General features: G+C 68.9%; 17 protein-coding genes and 1 pseudogene. 9 read left to right on the top strand and 9 right to left on the bottom strand.

What is annotated here, in order from left to right; all coding sequences use genetic code 11:
• Complete coding sequence (locus J5F18_RS15115) at positions 1-606, bottom strand: YajG family lipoprotein (protein ID WP_346299390.1); 606 nt, start codon at positions 604-606, stop codon at positions 1-3.
• Between the two features lie 134 nt (positions 607-740).
• On the opposite strand from J5F18_RS15115, the gene J5F18_RS15110 reads away from it, so the two are divergent.
• Complete coding sequence (locus J5F18_RS15110) at positions 741-1169, top strand: GNAT family N-acetyltransferase (RefSeq protein ID WP_346299389.1); 429 nt, start codon at positions 741-743, stop codon at positions 1167-1169.
• A gap of 5 nt (positions 1170-1174) precedes the next feature.
• Here the strand turns inward: J5F18_RS15110 and J5F18_RS15105 are convergent, their stop codons facing one another.
• Genes J5F18_RS15105 through cysP form a run of 4 tightly spaced genes read right to left on the bottom strand, consistent with a single transcriptional unit; the run spans position 1175 to position 5014 of the window.
• Positions 1175-2284 carry a TOBE-like domain-containing protein gene (locus J5F18_RS15105; protein WP_346299388.1) on the bottom strand — a complete coding sequence of 370 codons (1110 nt, stop codon included), beginning with the start codon at positions 2282-2284 and terminating at the stop codon, positions 1175-1177.
• Entirely contained in the window at positions 2281-3108 is an 828-nt protein-coding gene (gene cysW, locus J5F18_RS15100) for a sulfate ABC transporter permease subunit CysW (protein ID WP_346299387.1), read from the bottom strand. The genes J5F18_RS15105 and cysW overlap by 4 nt, the downstream gene beginning before the upstream one ends.
• Positions 3108-3971, bottom strand: a complete 864-nt coding sequence (gene cysT / locus J5F18_RS15095) for a sulfate ABC transporter permease subunit CysT (protein WP_346299386.1) — start codon at positions 3969-3971, stop codon at positions 3108-3110. Before cysT ends, cysW begins: the two co-directional genes overlap by 1 nt.
• 32 nt (positions 3972-4003) lie before the next feature.
• Positions 4004-5014: a thiosulfate ABC transporter substrate-binding protein CysP gene (cysP, locus tag J5F18_RS15090; RefSeq protein WP_346299385.1), complete on the bottom strand. Its 1011-nt coding sequence runs from the start codon at positions 5012-5014 to the stop codon at positions 4004-4006.
• A gap of 184 nt (positions 5015-5198) precedes the next feature.
• Here cysP and rpe point away from each other — a divergent pair, with 184 nt between their 5' ends.
• Both rpe and J5F18_RS15080 read left to right on the top strand, forming a co-directional pair.
• A complete protein-coding gene (gene rpe, locus J5F18_RS15085; RefSeq protein ID WP_346299384.1) occupies positions 5199-5900 on the top strand; it encodes a ribulose-phosphate 3-epimerase in 702 nt (233 codons plus the stop codon).
• Between the two features lie 4 nt (positions 5901-5904).
• Positions 5905-6147: a GIY-YIG nuclease family protein gene (locus J5F18_RS15080; RefSeq protein ID WP_346299383.1), complete on the top strand. Its 243-nt coding sequence runs from the start codon at positions 5905-5907 to the stop codon at positions 6145-6147.
• On the opposite strand, the gene J5F18_RS15075 is transcribed toward J5F18_RS15080, so the two are convergent.
• Positions 6119-7417, bottom strand: a complete 1299-nt coding sequence (locus tag J5F18_RS15075; protein ID WP_346299382.1) for an NAD(P)/FAD-dependent oxidoreductase — start codon at positions 7415-7417, stop codon at positions 6119-6121. The genes J5F18_RS15080 and J5F18_RS15075 overlap by 29 nt on opposite strands.
• Before the next feature lie 282 nt (positions 7418-7699).
• On the opposite strand from J5F18_RS15075, the gene J5F18_RS15070 reads away from it, so the two are divergent.
• From J5F18_RS15070 to J5F18_RS15045, 6 genes are all read left to right on the top strand, one after another.
• Complete coding sequence (locus J5F18_RS15070) at positions 7700-8413, top strand: phosphoglycolate phosphatase (RefSeq protein ID WP_346299381.1); 714 nt, start codon at positions 7700-7702, stop codon at positions 8411-8413.
• Between the two features lie 252 nt (positions 8414-8665).
• Positions 8666-10162 (top strand): anthranilate synthase component I, encoded by a 1497-nt coding sequence (gene trpE, locus J5F18_RS15065; protein WP_346302251.1) that lies wholly within the window; start codon positions 8666-8668, stop codon positions 10160-10162.
• A gap of 16 nt (positions 10163-10178) precedes the next feature.
• Entirely contained in the window at positions 10179-10787 is a 609-nt protein-coding gene (locus J5F18_RS15060; protein ID WP_346299380.1) for an aminodeoxychorismate/anthranilate synthase component II, read from the top strand.
• A 16-nt stretch (positions 10788-10803) separates the two neighbouring features.
• Positions 10804-11823 carry an anthranilate phosphoribosyltransferase gene (gene trpD / locus J5F18_RS15055; RefSeq protein ID WP_346299379.1) on the top strand — a complete coding sequence of 340 codons (1020 nt, stop codon included), beginning with the start codon at positions 10804-10806 and terminating at the stop codon, positions 11821-11823.
• Between the two features lie 24 nt (positions 11824-11847).
• Entirely contained in the window at positions 11848-12657 is an 810-nt protein-coding gene (gene trpC, locus J5F18_RS15050; RefSeq protein ID WP_346299378.1) for an indole-3-glycerol phosphate synthase TrpC, read from the top strand.
• Positions 12658-12839: 182 nt separating this feature from the next.
• Positions 12840-13088 carry a hypothetical protein gene (locus tag J5F18_RS15045; protein WP_346299377.1) on the top strand — a complete coding sequence of 83 codons (249 nt, stop codon included), beginning with the start codon at positions 12840-12842 and terminating at the stop codon, positions 13086-13088.
• A gap of 110 nt (positions 13089-13198) precedes the next feature.
• Here J5F18_RS15045 and J5F18_RS15040 read toward each other — a convergent pair whose 3' ends face one another.
• From J5F18_RS15040 to J5F18_RS15030, 3 genes and pseudogenes are all read right to left on the bottom strand, one after another.
• The gene (locus tag J5F18_RS15040) at positions 13199-13399 is read right to left on the bottom strand and encodes a DUF2905 domain-containing protein (RefSeq protein WP_346299376.1); all 201 of its coding nucleotides are present in this window, start codon (positions 13397-13399) and stop codon (positions 13199-13201) included.
• 48 nt (positions 13400-13447) lie between these two features.
• Positions 13448-16624 (bottom strand): FAD-binding and (Fe-S)-binding domain-containing protein, encoded by a 3177-nt coding sequence (locus J5F18_RS15035; protein WP_346299375.1) that lies wholly within the window; start codon positions 16622-16624, stop codon positions 13448-13450.
• Positions 16625-16734: 110 nt separating this feature from the next.
• Positions 16735-17327, bottom strand: a pseudogene (locus J5F18_RS15030) (TRAP transporter permease); the annotation flags it as partial.

Genomic DNA, 17327 nt, shown 5'->3' with positions numbered 1-17327 from the left:
TCAGCGGGCCAGCAGGCGACCCAGCTCCGGATCCCGGAAGGCGCGGTTCAGGCCGTCGGCGAGCAGGTCATTGACCATGCGGGTGTTGGTGTCGCGGTCGGGGCGAATGGCGTAGCTCTGGGTGCGGCGTGAGGTATAGGTGCCGGTGTAGGTGTTGCCGCCGTTGACCGCCTCGGCGATGAACACCGCCTCGATGCGCGCCTCGTCGATCACCGGGCGACTCTGGCCGCGTTCGTAGCCCAGGTGGTCCAGGGTCAGGGTCAGGCTGGGACGACCCGGGGCGCTCTCGGTGGTGGGGCGAAAGCCCATGTCGCGCACCGCACGCTCGGCCTCGCGCTGCAGGTGCGGGACCAGCTCATGGGCGTTGACGGTGATGGTGGCGGTGGACATGGCGCTGCCGGTGCGGGTGCCGATCACCTCGCTGTCGCGCCCGTCCACGGCGATCACCGTGATCGCCTGGCCGCTGCCGGTCACCGGCACCTCGGCGCTGCGCTGGGGGTTGAGCTGCAGGTAGTGGGGGCTGGCGCAGGCGGCCAGCAACGTGCCGGCGAGCAGCGCGGCACAGAGGCGAAGCAGGGCAGGGCGAGGGGAGCGACGACGCAGCATGGCAGACTCCGGATCAGGCATCGGGCGTGGAAAGGAGGGAGTATAGCCTCGCCCAGGGGGCGGTCGGAATTGCCCGGGCAGGACGATGCCCTCAACGCGTACACTGAAAGTCTAGACCCTGTCGGATGAGTGCCATGATACGTCCCGCCACCCCCGAGGAGATCCCCCTTCTGGTCGACATCTGGCTGCGCGCCGCGCGCCAGGCCCACGACTTCATCCCCGTGGCGTTCTGGGAGGCGCACAGCGATGCCATGGCCCGCGACCACCTGGCCGGCGTCGAGGAGCTGCTGGTGCTGGAGGAGGAGGGGCGGGTCATCGGCTTCAGCGCGCGCAATGGCGAACATCTCGAGGCGCTGTTCATCGACCCCGAGGCGCAGAGCTACGGCCACGGTTCCCGGCTGATGGCTCACGCCATGGCCAGGCACCCGCACCTGACGTTGTGCGTCTACTCACACAACGTGCGCGCGGTCTCCTTCTATCGCCGCCTGGGCTTCCAGGCCGTCGAGGAGCGTATCGAGCCGCTGACCGGCGAGCCGGAGACCCTGATGGCCTGGCCGCCCTGACGGGATCAGGCCGCGTCGGCGGCCGCCGTCAGCGAGCGCTCGGGGCGCTCGGCGGGAAATCGGTGCCAGCGGCGCGGCTCGACGAAGAGCCGCTGGCCGCGGGTCAGCCCCAGGCGCTCGTAATCGGCGTGGCGCACCGTGGCAAGCCAAGGCTCGCCGAGCCAGTCCGCGGCCAGCTCCACCCTGACCTCGGCGCCCACCGGGGAGGTGGCGGTGACCGTCACCGGCAGGTGGGCGTTATCGCTCGGGGCCGCGGTCAGCCGCACCTCGTGGGGGCGCAGCAGCAGCTCCTCGGGGCCGTCGGGCAGCTCCACCGAGAGGCGCGCCTCGCCGCAGGTGAGGGTGCCGTCGCGCACCTCGCCCTCCAGGTGGTTCACGTCGCCCAGGAACTCGAAGACGAAGCGGTTGGCCGGTGTCTTGTAGACCGCGTCCGGGCTGTCGATCTGCTCGATGCGCCCGTTGCTCATCACCGCCACTCGGTCGGAGAGCTCCAGGGCCTCCTCCTGATCGTGGGTCACGAAGAGGCTGGTGAAGCCCAGCTCATCGTGCAGGTGACGCAGCCAGCGGCGCAGGTCCTGGCGCACCTTGGCGTCCAGGGCGCCGAAGGGCTCGTCGAGCAACAGCACGTCGGGACGCAGGGCCAGTGCACGGGCCAGGGACACGCGCTGCTGCTGGCCGCCGGAGAGCTGGGCCGGGTAGCGACCCGCCAGCTGTTCGAGCTGCACCATCTCCAGCAGGCGGTGGACCCGGGCGCGGATCTCGCCGCTGGTGGGCCTGTGCTTGCGCGGCATCACGGTGAGGCCGAAGGCGACGTTGTCGAACACCGTCATGTGGCGGAACAGCGCGTAGTGCTGGAAGACGAAGCCGATGCGCCGGTCGCGCACGTGCACGTCGGTGACGTCGCGGTCGCCGAAGAGGATGCGCGCGCCGCTGTCCGGGTCGGCGTGCTCGAGACCGGCGATGATGCGCAGCAGGGTGGTCTTGCCCGACCCGGAGGGGCCGAGCAGGCCGACCAGCTCGCCGTCATGGATGTCGAGACTCACCGGCTCCAGCGCCCGGGTGCGCTGGCGTCCGGCCCCGAAGTGCTTGCCGATGTTGTGCAGACGAATGCTCATGAGTGGGCCTCCTGGCGCGCAGCGCGCCATTCCAGCGTGGCCTTGGCGGCCAGGGTGAGCAGGGCGATCAGCGCCAGCAGCGAGGCGCTGGCGAAGGCGCCGACCGTGTTGTAGTCCTGGTAGAGCTGTTCCAGGTGCAGCGGCAGGGTCATGGTCTGGCCGCGGATGGCCCCGGAGACCACCGAGACGGCGCCAAACTCGCCCACCGCCCGGGCGTTGGTCAGGATCACCCCGTAGAGCAGCGCCCAGCGGATGTTGGGCAGGGTCACCCGACGGAAGATGGTCCAGCCCGGCGCGCCGAGGGTCACGGCGGCCTCCTCCTCGCGGGAGCCCTGGGCCTGCATCAGCGGGATCAGCTCCCGGGCCACGAAGGGGCAGGTGACGAAGATGGTCACCATCAGGATGCCGGGCCAGGCGAACATCAGCTGGATGTCGTAGCCGTCGAGCCAGCCGCCCAGCCAGCCGTTGCGCCCGTAGAGCAGCAGGTAGACCAGCCCCGCCACCACCGGCGAGACCGCGAAGGGGATGTCGATCAGGGTCTGCAGGAGGCGCCGCCCCGGGAACTGGAAGCGGGTCACCAGCCAGGCCAGGGCCACGCCGAACACCAGGCAGACCGGAATGGTCAGCACCGTGATGAAGAGCGTCAGGCCAATGGCGCGCAGGGTGTAGTGGTTGGTCACGTTGGCCCAGAACACCGCCACGCCCTGGGCGAAGGCCTGGGCGAAGATCGCCACCAGCGGCAGCAGCAGGAAGAGCGCCGCGAGGGCCACGGCGGCGAGGATCAGGGCCCGGCGCACCGCCGGGGCATCACCGATACGTTGCATCAGCCGCGCCCTCCATGCAGGCGCTTGATGAAGCGCCCCTGCCAGATGTTGATGGCCAGCAGCAGCGCCAGCGAGACGAAGAGCACCACCGAGGCGATGGCCGAGGCGCCGGCGTAGTCGTACTCCTGCAGGCGCACGAAGATCATCAGCGCGGTGATCTCGGTCTCGTAGGGCATATTGCCGGCGATGAAGATGATGGCGCCGAACTCGCCCAGCGAGCGCACGAAGGCCAGGCCGGTGCCGGTGACCAGCGCCGGCCAGAGGTGGGGCAGGATCACCCGCCGGAAGGCCGTGGCGTCACTGGCACCCAGGGTCAGGGCGGCCTCGTCCACCTCCACGGGCAGATCCTCCAGCACCGGCTGCACGGTGCGCACCACGAAGGGGATGCTGGTGAAGGCCATGGCCAGGGCGATGCCGATCCAGGTGTAGGCGACCTGCAGGCCCAGCGGCTCGAGCAGCCGGCCCATCCAGCCGTTGCTCGCATAGAGGGTGGCCAGGGTGATGCCGGCCACCGCCGTGGGCAGGGCGAAGGGCAGGTCCATCAGCGCATCGAGCAGGCGCTTGCCGGGAAACTCGTAGCGCACCAGCACCCAGGCCAGCAGCAGCCCGAAGGCGGCGTTGACCAGCGCCGCCACCGCGGCGGCGCCGATGGTGACGGTGTAGCTGGCCACCACGCGGCCGTCGCTGATGATCGCCCAGTACTCGGCCAGGCTGAGTCCGGCCAGCTGGCCGAACAGGCCGGTCATCGGCAGCAGCAGCACCAGCGAGACGAACAGCAGGCTCACGCCCAGCGACAGGCCGAACCCCGGCAGCACCCGCTTGGGGGTGCGGCCGGTGGCGAAGGGAAGGGCGCGGGTGCTCATGGGCGTGAGGCGTCTCCGATGGATGCCTGAACTCAGCGGCGCTGCAGCTGGTCGAGCAGGGCGCCGCCGGCGAAGTGGTCCTCCATGGCCTGCTCCCAGCTGCCGAAGATCTCCTCGACGCGCAGCAGCTCGGTCTCCGGGAACTGGTCGGCAAACTCCTCGACGACCGCCTCGTGATGGACGCGATAGTTGAAGCCGGCCAGGGTGCGCTGGGCCTCCTCGCTGTAGAGGTACTCCACGTAGGCCTGGGCCAGGTCCAGGTTACCGTTGCGCTCGGCGTTGGGCTCGACCACGGCGACCGGGAACTCGGCCAGGATGCTCACCGGCGGCACGATCACCTCGTAGTCGTCGCTGCCGTACTCGCTGCGGATGTTGTTGACCTCGGACTCGAAGCTGATCAGCACATCGCCCAGGCCGCGCTCGATGAAGCTGGTGGTGGCACCGCGGCCGCCGGTGTCGAAGACCGCCACGTTGCGCAGGAAGGTGCGCATAAAGTCCTGAATTTTCTCTTCATCCCCTTCGAACTCCGCATCGGCGAAGCCCCAGGCGGCCAGGTAGGTGTAGCGGCCGTTGCCGGAGGTCTTGGGGTTGGGGAAGACCATGCGCACGTCCTCGCGCACCAGATCGTCCCAGCTCTCGATGCCCTTGGGGTTGTCCTTGCGCACCAGGAAGGCGGTAGTGGAGTAGTAGGGCGAGGCGTTGTTGGGCAGTGCCTCCTGCCAGGCCGCATCCACCAGGCCGCCGTCGGCCAGGGCCTGGACGTCGGTGATCTGGTTGTAGGTCACCACGTCGGCGCGCAGGCCCTGGAGGATGGCCCGGGCCTGGGCGGAGGAGCCGCCGTGGGACTGGCTGACGCTGACCGTCTCACCCTGTTCGCTCTGCCAGTGGGCGATGAACTCGGGGTTGATGGCCGAAAACAGCTCCCGGGCGATGTCGTAGGAGGAGTTGAGCAGCTCGCGCTCGGCGGCGCTGGCCAGGCCGACGAAGCCCGCGCCCAGGGCAATGGCGAGCAGGGAGCGCTGGAAGAGGGGGCGCAGGATCATGGCATACACTCCGGGATTCGTTGACGGTTCCCGGAAGGGTAATGTCGCACAATGGTAATTACAAATATTTTTTTTATTCTTTTTTTGACTATGTTGCTGCGGGACGCACCGCCTCTCTCGCGCTGCCGAGCCCGGCGTGCTCTGGTAGAATGCGCGCACTTGCCAGTGATCCCAGGACCCTGCCATGACCGATGCGCCCCGTGACTTCCTGATCGCCCCCTCGATCCTCTCCGCTGACTTTGCACGCCTGGGCGAAGAGGTGGACGACGTGCTGGCCTCCGGTGCCGATATCGTCCACTTCGACGTGATGGACAACCACTATGTGCCCAATCTGACCATCGGGCCCATGGTCTGCGAGGCGTTGCGGAAGCACGGGGTCACCGCACCCATCGACGTGCACCTGATGGTGCGCCCGGTGGACCGGCTGATCGGCGACTTCATCGACGCCGGCGCCAGCATCATCACCTTCCACCCGGAGGCCTCGGACCATATCGACCGCTCCCTGCAGCTGATTCGCGACGGCGGCTGCCAGGCGGGCCTGGTGTTCAACCCGGCCACGCCCCTCGCCTATCTCGACCATGTGCTGGACAAGGTGGACATGGTGCTGCTGATGAGCGTCAACCCCGGCTTCGGCGGCCAGTCCTTCCTGCCCGGCACCCTGGACAAGCTGCGCGAGGCGCGGAGCCGCATCGACGCCTCCGGCCGCGCTATCCGCCTGGAGATCGACGGCGGGGTCAAGGTGGAGAACATCGCCGAGATCGCCCGGGCCGGCGCCGATACCTTCGTGGCCGGCTCGGCGATCTTCAAGGCGCGCAGCGAGGCCGACCCGCACCGCTACGACAGCGTGATCGGCGACTTCCGCGCGCAGCTGGACGGCGTGCGCTGAGGTCGTGAGCGAGCGGTCCCCCGCCGTTGAGCCGCCGGTCTGGCACCTCTACCTGCTGGAGACTGCGGCCGGCGCCCTCTATACCGGCATCACCACCGACGTCGACCGGCGCCTGGCCGAGCACGCCGCCGGCCGCGGTGCCAAGGCGCTGCGGCTGGAAGCCGAGATCAAGCGGCTCTCGCCGAGGGCGAAGCGGGCCTGGCTGGCCCGCCGGGCGCTCAGTGCAGCTTCATCCGCGGGCGGATAAAGCGGTTGAGGCGATCCACCACGATGGTCACCCCGGTCTTGAGGCTGCCGTGGATGGCGCGCTGGTGCATGCGGTAGAGCGAGGCGTAGAAGAACTTCGCCAGGCGTCCCTCGATGAACAGGCTGCGCGCCGAGGCGCCGCGCATCAGGCTGCCGATCGCCTCGAAGTGGGCCAGCGAGATCAAGGAGCCGCGGTCGCGGAAGGTGAAGGTCTTGAGCGGCCGGTCGTCGAGCTGAGCGCGCAGGTTGCGGTAGAGCAGGTTGGCCTGCTGGTGGGCCGCCTGGGCGCGCGGCGGCACCGGCTTGCCGTTCTCCTGAGGGCAGCTGGCGCAGTCGCCGAAGGCGAAGATGGCCGGATCATCGAGGCTCTGCAGGGTCGGGTGCACCTTGATCTGGTGGTTGTGCTCGGTGGTCAGCCCCAGCCCGGAGAGGAAGGGGGGCGCCTTGATGCCGGCCGCCCACACATTGAGATCGGTGGCGATGCGCTCGCCCTCCGAGGTGGTCATGCCCCTCGGGTCCACCTCGGTGATCCGGGTGCTCACATGCAGGGTCACACCGAGCTTCTCCAGCTCCTTGTGCACCGCGCCGGAGATGCGTTCCGGCAGGGCCGGCAGGATCTTCGGCGCCGCCTCGATCAGGTGCACCGAGAGCTGGCCGGCGTTGAGCCGGGTGAAGCCGTAGCTGTGCAGCATGCGCGAGGCGTCGTAGAGCTCGGCGGCGAGTTCCACCCCGGTGGCGCCGGCGCCGACGATGCCCACGGTGAGCTTCGCGTGGTTGCGCCGCTCGGGGTCGCTGTAGCGCAGGAAGGTGTTGAGCATGTCGCGGCGAAAGGCCTCGGCCTGGGCCGGGCTGTCCAGGAAGTGGCAATGGGTGGCCACGCCGGGAGTGCCGAAGTCGTTGCTCACGCTGCCGAGTGCCAGCACCAGCAGGTCGTAGTCGAGGGTGCGCGTTGGCAGTACCTCCTGGCCCTCGTCGTCATGCACGGCCTCCAGCTTCAGCTGCTTGTGCTCCCGGTCCAGGCCGCACAGGGTGCCGCGCTGGAAGCGGTAGCCGTTGACCCGGGCATGGCCCTGGTAGGAGACCTCGTCGAGGCCGGAGTCCAGGGCGCCGGTGGCGACCTCGTGAAGAAGCGGTTTCCAGATGTGGGTGGGGTTACGGTCGACGAGCACGACCTCGGCACGCTGGCGCTTGCCGAGTCGACGGCCGAGCCGGGCTACCAGCTCGAGTCCGCCCGCGCCTCCGCCGACCACCACGATGCGTGGTAGCGTCATGAGAGACTCCTGACATTAAAGGTGAGAAGGGAAGGTGATAAAAGGTTGCCTGGGTCAGGAGGCAGGCCTCATTCGGCGAGCGGGCGTCGCGGCAGGTTGTCGTCGGCGTCCGACCGAAGAGGGGGTGCACCCTGGAATCGGCAACAGCTGCCCCTAGCATAACGGCGCCTTGGACCGCTGCCTATGGGCAAGGGGCGACTGGGATGAATTTTTTTCGTAATATTACATGCATGATCGGCATGAGGGGGCATCTCCCTCCCCGATGGCGAGCGAGGAATCACGATGCATCGACTACTCGAGGGGGCCGCCCTGGTGGCCTTCGACCTGGACGGCACCCTGATCGACTCGGTGCCTGACCTGGCGCTGGCCGTGGACGCGGCCCTGGCCGAGCTGGGCCTGCCCACTGCCGGCGAGGCGCGGGTGCGCGACTGGGTTGGCAACGGCTCGCTCAAGCTGATGGAGCGCGCCTTGTGCCATGTGGCATACGCCGGCACAGGCGAGGCTGATCCGGCGACAGCACTGCGAGGGGGCTCACCAGCTATCGACAGCGATCTGCTTGAGCGCGCCCACCAGGCCTTCCTGGCGCACTACGGTCGTGATCCCGGCGCCCATACCCGGCTCTATCCCGGCGTGCGCAAGGCCCTGGACGGCCTGCGCGCCCGGGGCCTGCCGCTGGCGCTGGTGACCAACAAGCCCCACGCCTTTATCGCCCCGCTGCTGGAGGGGCTGGGCCTGGCCGAGGATTTCGCGCTCTGCCTGGGCGGCGACAGCCTGCCCGAGAAGAAACCCCACCCGGCGCCGCTACTGCATGTGGCGGCCCACTTCGGCCTGGCCCCGGAGCGCTGCCTGATGGTGGGGGACTCCCGCCATGATATCGCCGCCGGCCGGGCCGCCGGCTTTCGCACCCTGGCCGTGCCCTATGGCTACAACCACGGCGAACCGGTGCGCGAGAGCGGGCCAGACGCCGTGGTTGAATCGCTGGCGGAACTCGTTTAACGTGACTTTGGCTAATGCTATAAGCGCGGCCCAATCAATACGTTATTGCTATAAGAAGCGGAAACCACGCGATGATCAGCCGCACCCTGCCGGACACCTGCTTCTCCCGTGGCGGCGCCCCCGCCGCCACCTGCCGCCCGCCCTGCACGCCCGCCCGCGGCGGCTGGCGATGGTGATGCTCGCCCACCGCTGAGCCCCGGCGCCCCCTGCGCCCACCATCTCCCATCCGTGACATCGAGGACCCCGGGCATGATGACCCCCGAACGCTTCCGCGCGCTGGCCGACGCCGGCTACAACCGCATCCCGGTCACCCGCGAGGTGCTGGCCGATCTCGACACCCCGCTCTCCACCTACCTCAAGCTGGCCAACCGCCCCTGGAGCTTTCTCTTCGAGTCGGTGCAGGGCGGCGAGAAGTGGGGGCGCTACTCCATCATCGGCCTGCCGTGCCGCGAGCGCATCGAGGTGCGCGGCTTCACGGTGAGCCACTTCTTGGACGGTGAACTGCAGGGCGCCGCCGAGGTGGAGGACCCGCTTTCGTGGATCGAGCAGTTCCAGGCCCGCTTCAGGGTGCCGAGCCTGGACGATCAGCCGCGCTTCGACGGCGGCCTGGTGGGCTACTTCGGCTACGACACCATCCGCTACATCGAGCCCCGGCTGCGCAGCGCGGCCGCGGCCGCCAAGCCCGACCCCCTGGGGGTGCCGGACATCCTGCTGATGGTGGCCGACGAGCTGGTGGTGTTCGACAACCTCTCCGGGCGCCTGGCGCTCTGGACCCACGCCGACCCGGCCGAGCCCGAGGCCTACGGACGCGCCGTGCAGCGCCTGGAGGAGCTGGAGATCCGCCTGCGCAGCGCCACCCTCAACACCATCAGCCCCGGCACCGGAGGGGCCGCGGTAGAGGAGGGGGACTTCACCTCCGGCTTCACCGAGGCGGGCTTCAAGGCCGCGGTGGAGACCATCAAGGAGTACGTGCTGGCCGGCGACGTCATGCAGTGCGTGCCCTCCCAGCGCATGTCGATTCCCTACCGCGCCGCGCCGCTCGACCTCTACCGGGCGCTGCGCAGCCTCAACCCCTCCCCCTACATGTTCTTCCTGGACCTGGGCGATCATCAGGTGGCGGGCTCCTCACCGGAGATCCTCACCCGCCTGGAGGAGGGCGAGGTAACGGTGCGGCCCATCGCCGGCACCCGCAAGCGCGGGCGCAGCGAGGAGGAGGACCGGGCCCTGGAGGCGGAGCTGCTGGCCGACCCCAAGGAGCGCGCCGAGCACCTGATGCTGATCGATCTGGGCCGCAACGACGTGGGGCGCATCAGCGAGACCGGCTCGGTGAAGGTCACCGAGGAGATGGTGGTGGAGCGCTACTCCCACGTCATGCATATCGTCTCCAACGTCACCGGCCGCCTGGCGTCGGGGCTCACCGCCATGGATGCCCTGCGTGCCACCTTCCCGGCGGGCACCGTCTCCGGCGCCCCCAAGATCCGGGCGCTGGAGATCATCGACGAACTGGAGCCGGTCAAGCGCGGCATCTACTCCGGGGCGGTGGGCTATCTCTCCTGGCACGGCAACATGGACACCGCCATCGCCATCCGCACCGCGGTGATCAAGGATGGCCAGCTGCACGTCCAGGCCGGGGCCGGTATCGTCGCCGACTCGGTGCCCGAGATGGAGTGGCAGGAGACCCTCAACAAGGGGCGCGCCCTGTTCCGCGCCGTGGCCATGGCCGAGCGCGGCCTGGACAACCTCGAATAAGGCGCCGGAGAGACCCATGAAAGTCTGCATGATCGACAACTACGACAGCTTCACCTTCAATGTGGTGCAGTACCTGGGGGAGCTGGGCGCCGAGGTGGAGACCCACCGCAACGACGCCATCACCCTCGAGGCGATCGAGGCGATGGCGCCCACCCACCTGGTGATCTCGCCGGGGCCCTGCACCCCCAACGAGGCGGGCATCTCCCTGGCGGCCATTCGCCACTTCGCCGGCAGGCTGCCGATACTGGGTATCTGCCTGGGGCACCAGGCCATCGGCCAGGTCTACGGCGGCGAGGTGGTCCGCGCCCCCCAGGTGATGCACGGCAAGACCTCGCGGATCCGCCACGCCGGGGTGGGCGTCTTCGAGGGCCTCGAGGACCCGCTGGAGGTGACCCGCTATCATTCCCTGGTGGTGGAGCGGACGACCCTGCCCGATTGCCTGGAGATCACCGCCTGGACCGCTGACGACGACGTGACCCCGGGCTTGATCATGGGCCTGCGCCATCGCGAGCTCGACGTCGAAGGGGTGCAGTTCCACCCCGAGTCGATCCTGACCCGCCAGGGGCACGCGCTGCTGGCAAATTTTCTCAAGCGTCGAGCCGACGTGCCGCTGGGCTGTGCCTGACTCAAGGAGAACGAGTATGCAGATGCGAGACGCCATCGCCGCGGTGATGCGCCGCGAGGACCTGGACTTCGGCGCCACCCACGAGGTGATGCGCCAGATCATGACCGGCGAGGCCAGCGACGCCCAGATCGCCGGCTTCCTGGTGGGCATGGCCATGAAGGGCGAGACCGCCGAGGAGATCAGCGCCGCCGCCCAGGTGATGCGCGAGCTGATGAAGCCGGTGACGCTCCACACCGACAACTTGGTGGATATCGTCGGCACCGGCGGCGATGGCGCCAACCTGTTCAATGTCTCCACCGCGGCGAGCTTCGTGGTGGCGGCGGCCGGCGGCCACGTGGCCAAGCACGGTAACCGCGGCGTGTCGTCATCCTCGGGCAGCGCCGACCTCTTCGCCGTGGCCGGCATCCACCTCGACCTCACCCCCGAGCAGGTGGCGCGCTGCATCGAGCAGGTGGGCGTGGGCTTCATGTTCGCTCCCAACCACCACCCGGCCATGCGCTATGCCGTGGGGCCGCGCCGCGAGATGGGCGTGCGCACCCTGTTCAATATCCTGGGTCCCCTGACCAACCCTGCCGGCGCCCCCAGCCAGGTGCTCGGCGTCTATGCGGCCGAACTGGTGCCGCTGATGGCCGAGGTGCTGCGCCGCCTGGGCAGCCGCCACGTGCTGGTGGTGCACGCCGAAGACGGCCTCGACGAGATCTCCCTGGCCGCGCCGACCCGGGTGGCCGAGTTCCATGAGGGCGAGATCACCGAGTATGTGATCACTCCCGAGGAATTCGGCATCGAACGCCAGTCGCTGGATCCGCTGCGGGTGCAGTCCGCTGAGGACAGCCTGCGCCTGGTGGAGCAGGCGCTGGTGGGCGCGGGGCCGGCGGCCGATATCGTCGCCCTCAACGCCGGCGCGGCCCTCTACGCCGCCGGGGTGGCCGATAGCCTGAAGGAGGGCGTGGCCCTGGCCCAGGACGCCCAGGCCTCGAAGCTGCCCCTGGAGAAGCTCAGGGAGCTGGCCAACTTCACCCGCGTTTTCCTGCAGTAAGCGCCCCGCATTAGGAGTCTTGCCATGAGCACAACCCTGGGGGCGACCCCCACCATCCTGACCCGAATTCTCCGGCGCAAGGACGAGGAGGTGGCCGAGCGTTCACGCGCCCTCCCCGAGGCCGAGCTGCTGCGCCTGGCCGCGGAGCAGGGCGCGCCGCGGGGCTTCGTGGCCGCCATGCAGCGCCTGATCGCCGATGGCGACCCGGCGGTGATCGCCGAGATCAAGAAGGCCTCGCCCTCCAAGGGGGTGATCCGCGAAGACTTCCGCCCCGGGGAGATCGCCGCGAGCTATGCCAAGGGCGGCGCCGCCTGCCTCTCGGTACTTACCGATGCCGACTTCTTCCAGGGCCACGAGGATTTCCTGATCGAGGCCCGCGACGCCTGCGACCTGCCGGTGATCCGCAAGGACTTCATCACCCACGGCTATCAGGTGAGCGAGGCGCGGGCCATCGGCGCCGACTGCATCCTGCTGATCGTCGCTGCCCTGGATGACGCCCGGATGGCGGACCTCAATCGCCAGGCCATCGAGCTTGGCATGGACGTGCTGGTGGAGGTCCACGACGCCCGGGAGCTGGAGCGGGCCCTCGCGCTCGACCTGACCCTGGTGGGCATCAACAACCGCGACCTGCACACCTTCGACACCACCCTGGACACCACCCTGAACCTGCTGTCGCGCATCCCGCGGGAGGTCACCGTGGTCACCGAGTCGGGCATTCACACCCGCGACGACGTGCTGCGCATGCGCGAACATGACGTCAACGCCTTCCTGGTGGGCGAGGCCTTCATGCGTGAGGCCGACCCCGGCGAGGCGCTAAGGCGGCTGTTCTTCTAGGCGAGCCGGCTGCACCTGGTGATAAGGACTCGATGAACAGAAAGAACGCCGACGCTTCCCTGGGCGGTCTCCGGTGTGGGCCGCAGATCTGTTCACCGAACAGGGCGATCCACGACAGGACGAGCGGTCGCCGCCATGGGCTATGCTGAAAGGGAATCCTTGAGCAGCTTGGGGAGATGGAGATGCTGAACAAGCTAGGAGTAGCCTTGTACTTTCTCTTCCTGGCAGGGGCCATCGTGGTGATCTTTGCACTGGTGGCAGGCCTTGCCTATCTGATCCTTGTCGATCAACAGCCCATCAGCTGGAACCTGATCTCGGGCAGCCTGTTCTTTGTCATCCTGGCTGGCATCTTCTGGGTCTGTGCCCAGGCAGCCCGGTACTGGCTGCTGGATGGCAGCTCCTCGCCATCGGACAGGAATGCCTCCTCCTGACGAGATTGCCGGGCCCAGGCCGCAAGGTAAGAAGGCCGAGTGACGCGTCACTCGGCCTTCCTGATTCTGGCGAAAGCAAGCTGGCAGTGCTGACAGGAAAGTGGCAGTGCTCACCGGTTGATTAGCCACAGCAGCCCCGTCAGCGCAAGGCTTGCCAGGATCATGGTGGTGATGGGGAAGAAGAACGAGACGTTCTCCCGGCGCACGGCGATATCGCCGGGGAGCTGGCCGAGGGGCAGCCGGGAGAACCAGGGCCAGAGCAGGCCCACGGCGATGAGGATCAGGCCGATCAGGATCAGGGTGCGGTTCATGGGGTCGCCTCCTGGAGATGAAGCCCCCATCATCGATGGGGGGCCGGTTCAGCCTTGCCGCTTGAGCACCCTGAGCAGCCCCTGCAGGGGATGGGGCAGGGCGGTATCGGAGAGCCGCTGGGCCTGGCTGCGGCAGGAGTAGCCGGTGGCCAGCAGCTTGCCCCGGTTGGCCTCGTCCTCCACCACCGGTTGCCAGGACTGGGCGTAGATGGTCGTCGAGGTCTCGAGGTTGCGCGCCTCGTGGCCATAGGTGCCGGACATCCCGCAGCAGCCGGTGCTGACCAGCTCGAGCTCGAGGCCGAAGGCGGCGAAGAGCTGCTGCCAGGCCTTCGGGCTGCCCGGGGCATTGGTGGTCTCGGTGCAGTGGGAGAGCAGCCGGTAGCCGGGGTCCTCCAGGGGCAGGCCGCGGGGGGCCAGGCTGCCCGCTCGGGTTACCAGCCACTCCTGCAGTATCAGCACCTGGGGCACGGCGTCCGGCCCCAGCGCCTTCACGTACTCCTGGCGGTAGGCGAGGGTCATGGCCGGATCGATGCCCACCAGGGGCACCCCGAACTCGGCCAGGGCCCGCAGCCGCCTGGCCTGCTTCTCGGCGGTGCGCGCAAAGGCGCCCAGGAAGCCCTGCACGTGCAGCGGCTTGCCGTTGGGGGAGTAGGGCGCGACGAAGACTCGCACATCCAGCCGGCCGAGCAGCTCGACGATATCCAGCACCAGCCGGGCCTCGAAGTGGCTGGTGAAGGCATCCTGGACGATCACCACGCTGCTGGCCTTCTGGGCCTCGGTGAGCCGGCCCAGGGAGGTGGGGGTGGCCTCCGCCACGCCCCAGGCGGCCAGGGTCTTCTTCAGGCTGGCCCGGGAGAGCCGCGGGCTGTCCACCAGGCCCAGGGGGCCGGCGAGCAGGCGATCCACCAGGCGATGGCCGATCAGCGCATTGTAGGCAGGCGCGATACGCGAGAGAGTTGGCAGAAGGAACTCGGTGGTGCCGATCAGGTAGTCGCGCAGCGGGCGCAGGTAGCGGCCGTGGTAGACCTCCAGGAACTGCGCGCGGGAGTCGGGCACGTTGACCTTCACCGGGCACTGGCCGGCGCAGGACTTGCAGGCCAGACACCCGGCCATGGCGTCGTACACTTCATGGGAGAAGTCCGCCTCGCGGCGGCGACGCAGGGTGTTGAGGGTGCGTCGGGGGAAGTCCCTCACGAAGCCCCAGACGCCCTCGGTCTGTTTCTTTCGCGACTCCTCGATCAGGTCGACCCCCGCCTCCCCCTGCAGGCGCAGCCACTCGCGCACCAGGCTGGCGCGCCCCTTGGGGGAGTGGATGCGGTCGCGGGTGGCCTTCCAGGAGGGGCACATGGCGTCGTTGGGGTCGTAGTTGTAGCAGGCGCCGTTGCCGTTACAGTAGACGGTGGCGGCGTGGGCCTGCCATACCCGCTCGTCGATGGTGCGGTCGAGCTGGCCGCGGGTGGTCACCCCATCCACGGTCAGCAGGCCCGGGTCGACGAGTTTCACGGCCTCGTCCCCCGCGGCGTCGGGCGGGATAGAGAGCGGTGTCGCTATCTTGCCGGGGTTGAGCTGGTTGTGGGGGTCGAAGGCCGCCTTGACCCGCTGCAGGCTGGGATAGAGCTCGCCGAAGAAGCGGGGCGCGTACTCCGAGCGCACCCCCTTGCCGTGCTCCCCCCACAGCAGGCCGCCGTATTTCGTGGTCAGCTCGACCACCGCGTCGGAGACCTCGCGGATCAGCCGCGCCTGCTCGGGGTCCTTCATGTCGATGGCGGGGCGCACGTGCAGCACCCCGGCGTCCACGTGGCCGAACATGCCGTAGGCAAGGCCGCGGGCATCGAGGGCGGCGCGGAACTCACTGATGAAGTCGGCCAGGTGCTCCGGCGGCACCGCGGTATCCTCCACGAAGGGGATGGGGCGCTTCTCGCCCTTTTCATCGACCCGGGCGTTCCCCAGCAGGCCCACCGCGCGCTTGCGCATGGCGTAGACGCGCTGGATGGCGGCGCGGCCGGAGGCCAACGTGAAGCCCAGGCGCTGAACGCTCTCGTCCGCCTCCAGGTGGCGGCAGAAGGCGGCGACGCGCTCGGCGAGGCGCTCGGGGTCATCGTCGTTGAACTCCACCAGGTTGATGCCGCGCACCGGCGTCTCACCCGAAGGGAAGAACTCCGCTACGCTCTCCCAGACGAAGTCCTCCATGGCCAGCAGCAGCACCTTGTCGTCCACCGTCTCGATGGAGGTGGGGCGCGCCTGCGGCTGGGTTGATGAAGAGCCGAGCACCTGCGGCTGATCTTGTGAAGAGCCCATGAGCGCCTTGGCGTCGCGCAGGGCGTCCATGAAGCCGGCGTAGCGCACGTTGACCAGGGTGGAGTGCCTGGGGATCGGCAGCACGTTCAGCACCGCCTCGTCGAGAAAGCCCAGCGAGCCCTCCGCGCCGCACAGCAGGCTGTTCATGTCAAGGCGGCCTTCCGCGTCTCTCAAGTGCGCCAGGTCGTAGCCGGTCAGGCAGCGGTTGAGGGGCGGGAACTTCTCGGCGATCAGCGCGCCCTGGGTGTCGATGATCTCCCGGGCGGTGCGATAGGCGCGGCCCACGGCGTCGTCGCGGGCGCACAGGGTTTCCAGCTCGGCGTCATCCACCGGGCGGCTGCTGTGCCGCTCGCCGCCAAGCAGCAGCACCTCCAGCTCGAGCACGTGGTCGCGGGTCTTGCCGTACTCGCAGCTGCCCTGGCCGCTGGCGTCGGTGGCGATCATGCCGCCGATGGTGGCGCGGTTGGAGGTGGAGAGCTCCGGCGCGAAGAAGAGCCCATGGGGCTTGAGGGCGGCATTGAGCTGGTCCTTGACCACCCCGGCCTGGACCCGCACCCGGCGGGCCTCAACGTCGATCTCGAGGATCCGGTTCATGTGCCGGGAGACGTCCACCACCAGGCCGTCGGTGAGCGACTGGCCGTTGGTGCCGGTGCCGCCGCCCCGGGGCGTGAGCACCACCTGGCGGTACTCGACCTGGCCGCCCAGGTGGGCGATGCGCGCGAGATCCTCCCCATGCCGGGGGTAGAGCACCGCCTGGGGCAGGCGCTGGTAGATGGAGTTGTCGGTGGCCAGCACCGTGCGGGCGGCGTAGTTCGGGGCGATCTCGCCCTCGAAACCGGCCGCCTTGAGGGCCTCGAGGAAACGCAGGTAGGGTGCTGCCAGCCCGGGGGCGGTGCCGGCGTCGGTGGTGTCCAGTCGTGCGATCATGGAAGTCAGCAGTCGGGGGATAGGGGAATGCCCCTACTTTACCGCGAGAGGGCGGTGGGGCGCATCTCGCCGCGGCCGAGGGCCGCGGCGGGAGGCCGGTGCGCCTGGGTTCAGGCGTGGCCGGAGGTGGCCAGGGGGGCGGCCGAGGCGCGCCCCGCCCGGGCGCTCCAGGCCAGGGTGGCGAGGAACAGCGCCAGGCCCAGGAAGTCCAGCGCCAGCTGGCCGTGGGGCCAGAGCATCAGGGCGCCCATGGGGAACATCGCCAGGCGCAGCCACCAGGGCAGCTCCAGCCCGGCGATGATGGCGTAGATGCCGAACAGGGCGAAGGCGAACACCGTGACCATCTCCAGGGGCGTCCCGCCGATCAGCGGCGACCAGACGAACAGCAGTGGGATGATGTAGAGCCCCTTGGCGATCTTCCAGGCGGTGAAGCCGGTGCGCATCGGCGGCGTCCTGGCGATGGCTGCGGCGGCAAACGCCGTGAGACACACCGGCGGGGTGACGTTGGAGTCCTGGGAGAGCCAGAAGATCACCATATGGGCCGCCACCAGCAGCATGGTCAGGGTGTGGGGCGAGAGCGCCTGCTCGTAGAGCTGGCGGCGGAAGTCGTCGGGCACCAGGGTGAGCAGTTCGCGGGCACTGGCGGCGTCCATGGGTGCATTGAGGGCCTCCAGGCTCTCCGGTGCGGCGAGCATGAAGATCG

It is taken from the genome of Halomonas sp. BM-2019 (assembly GCF_017584085.1).
The sequence above is the reverse complement of the archived record's forward strand: the minus strand, read 5'-3'. Positions and strand labels throughout refer to the sequence as shown.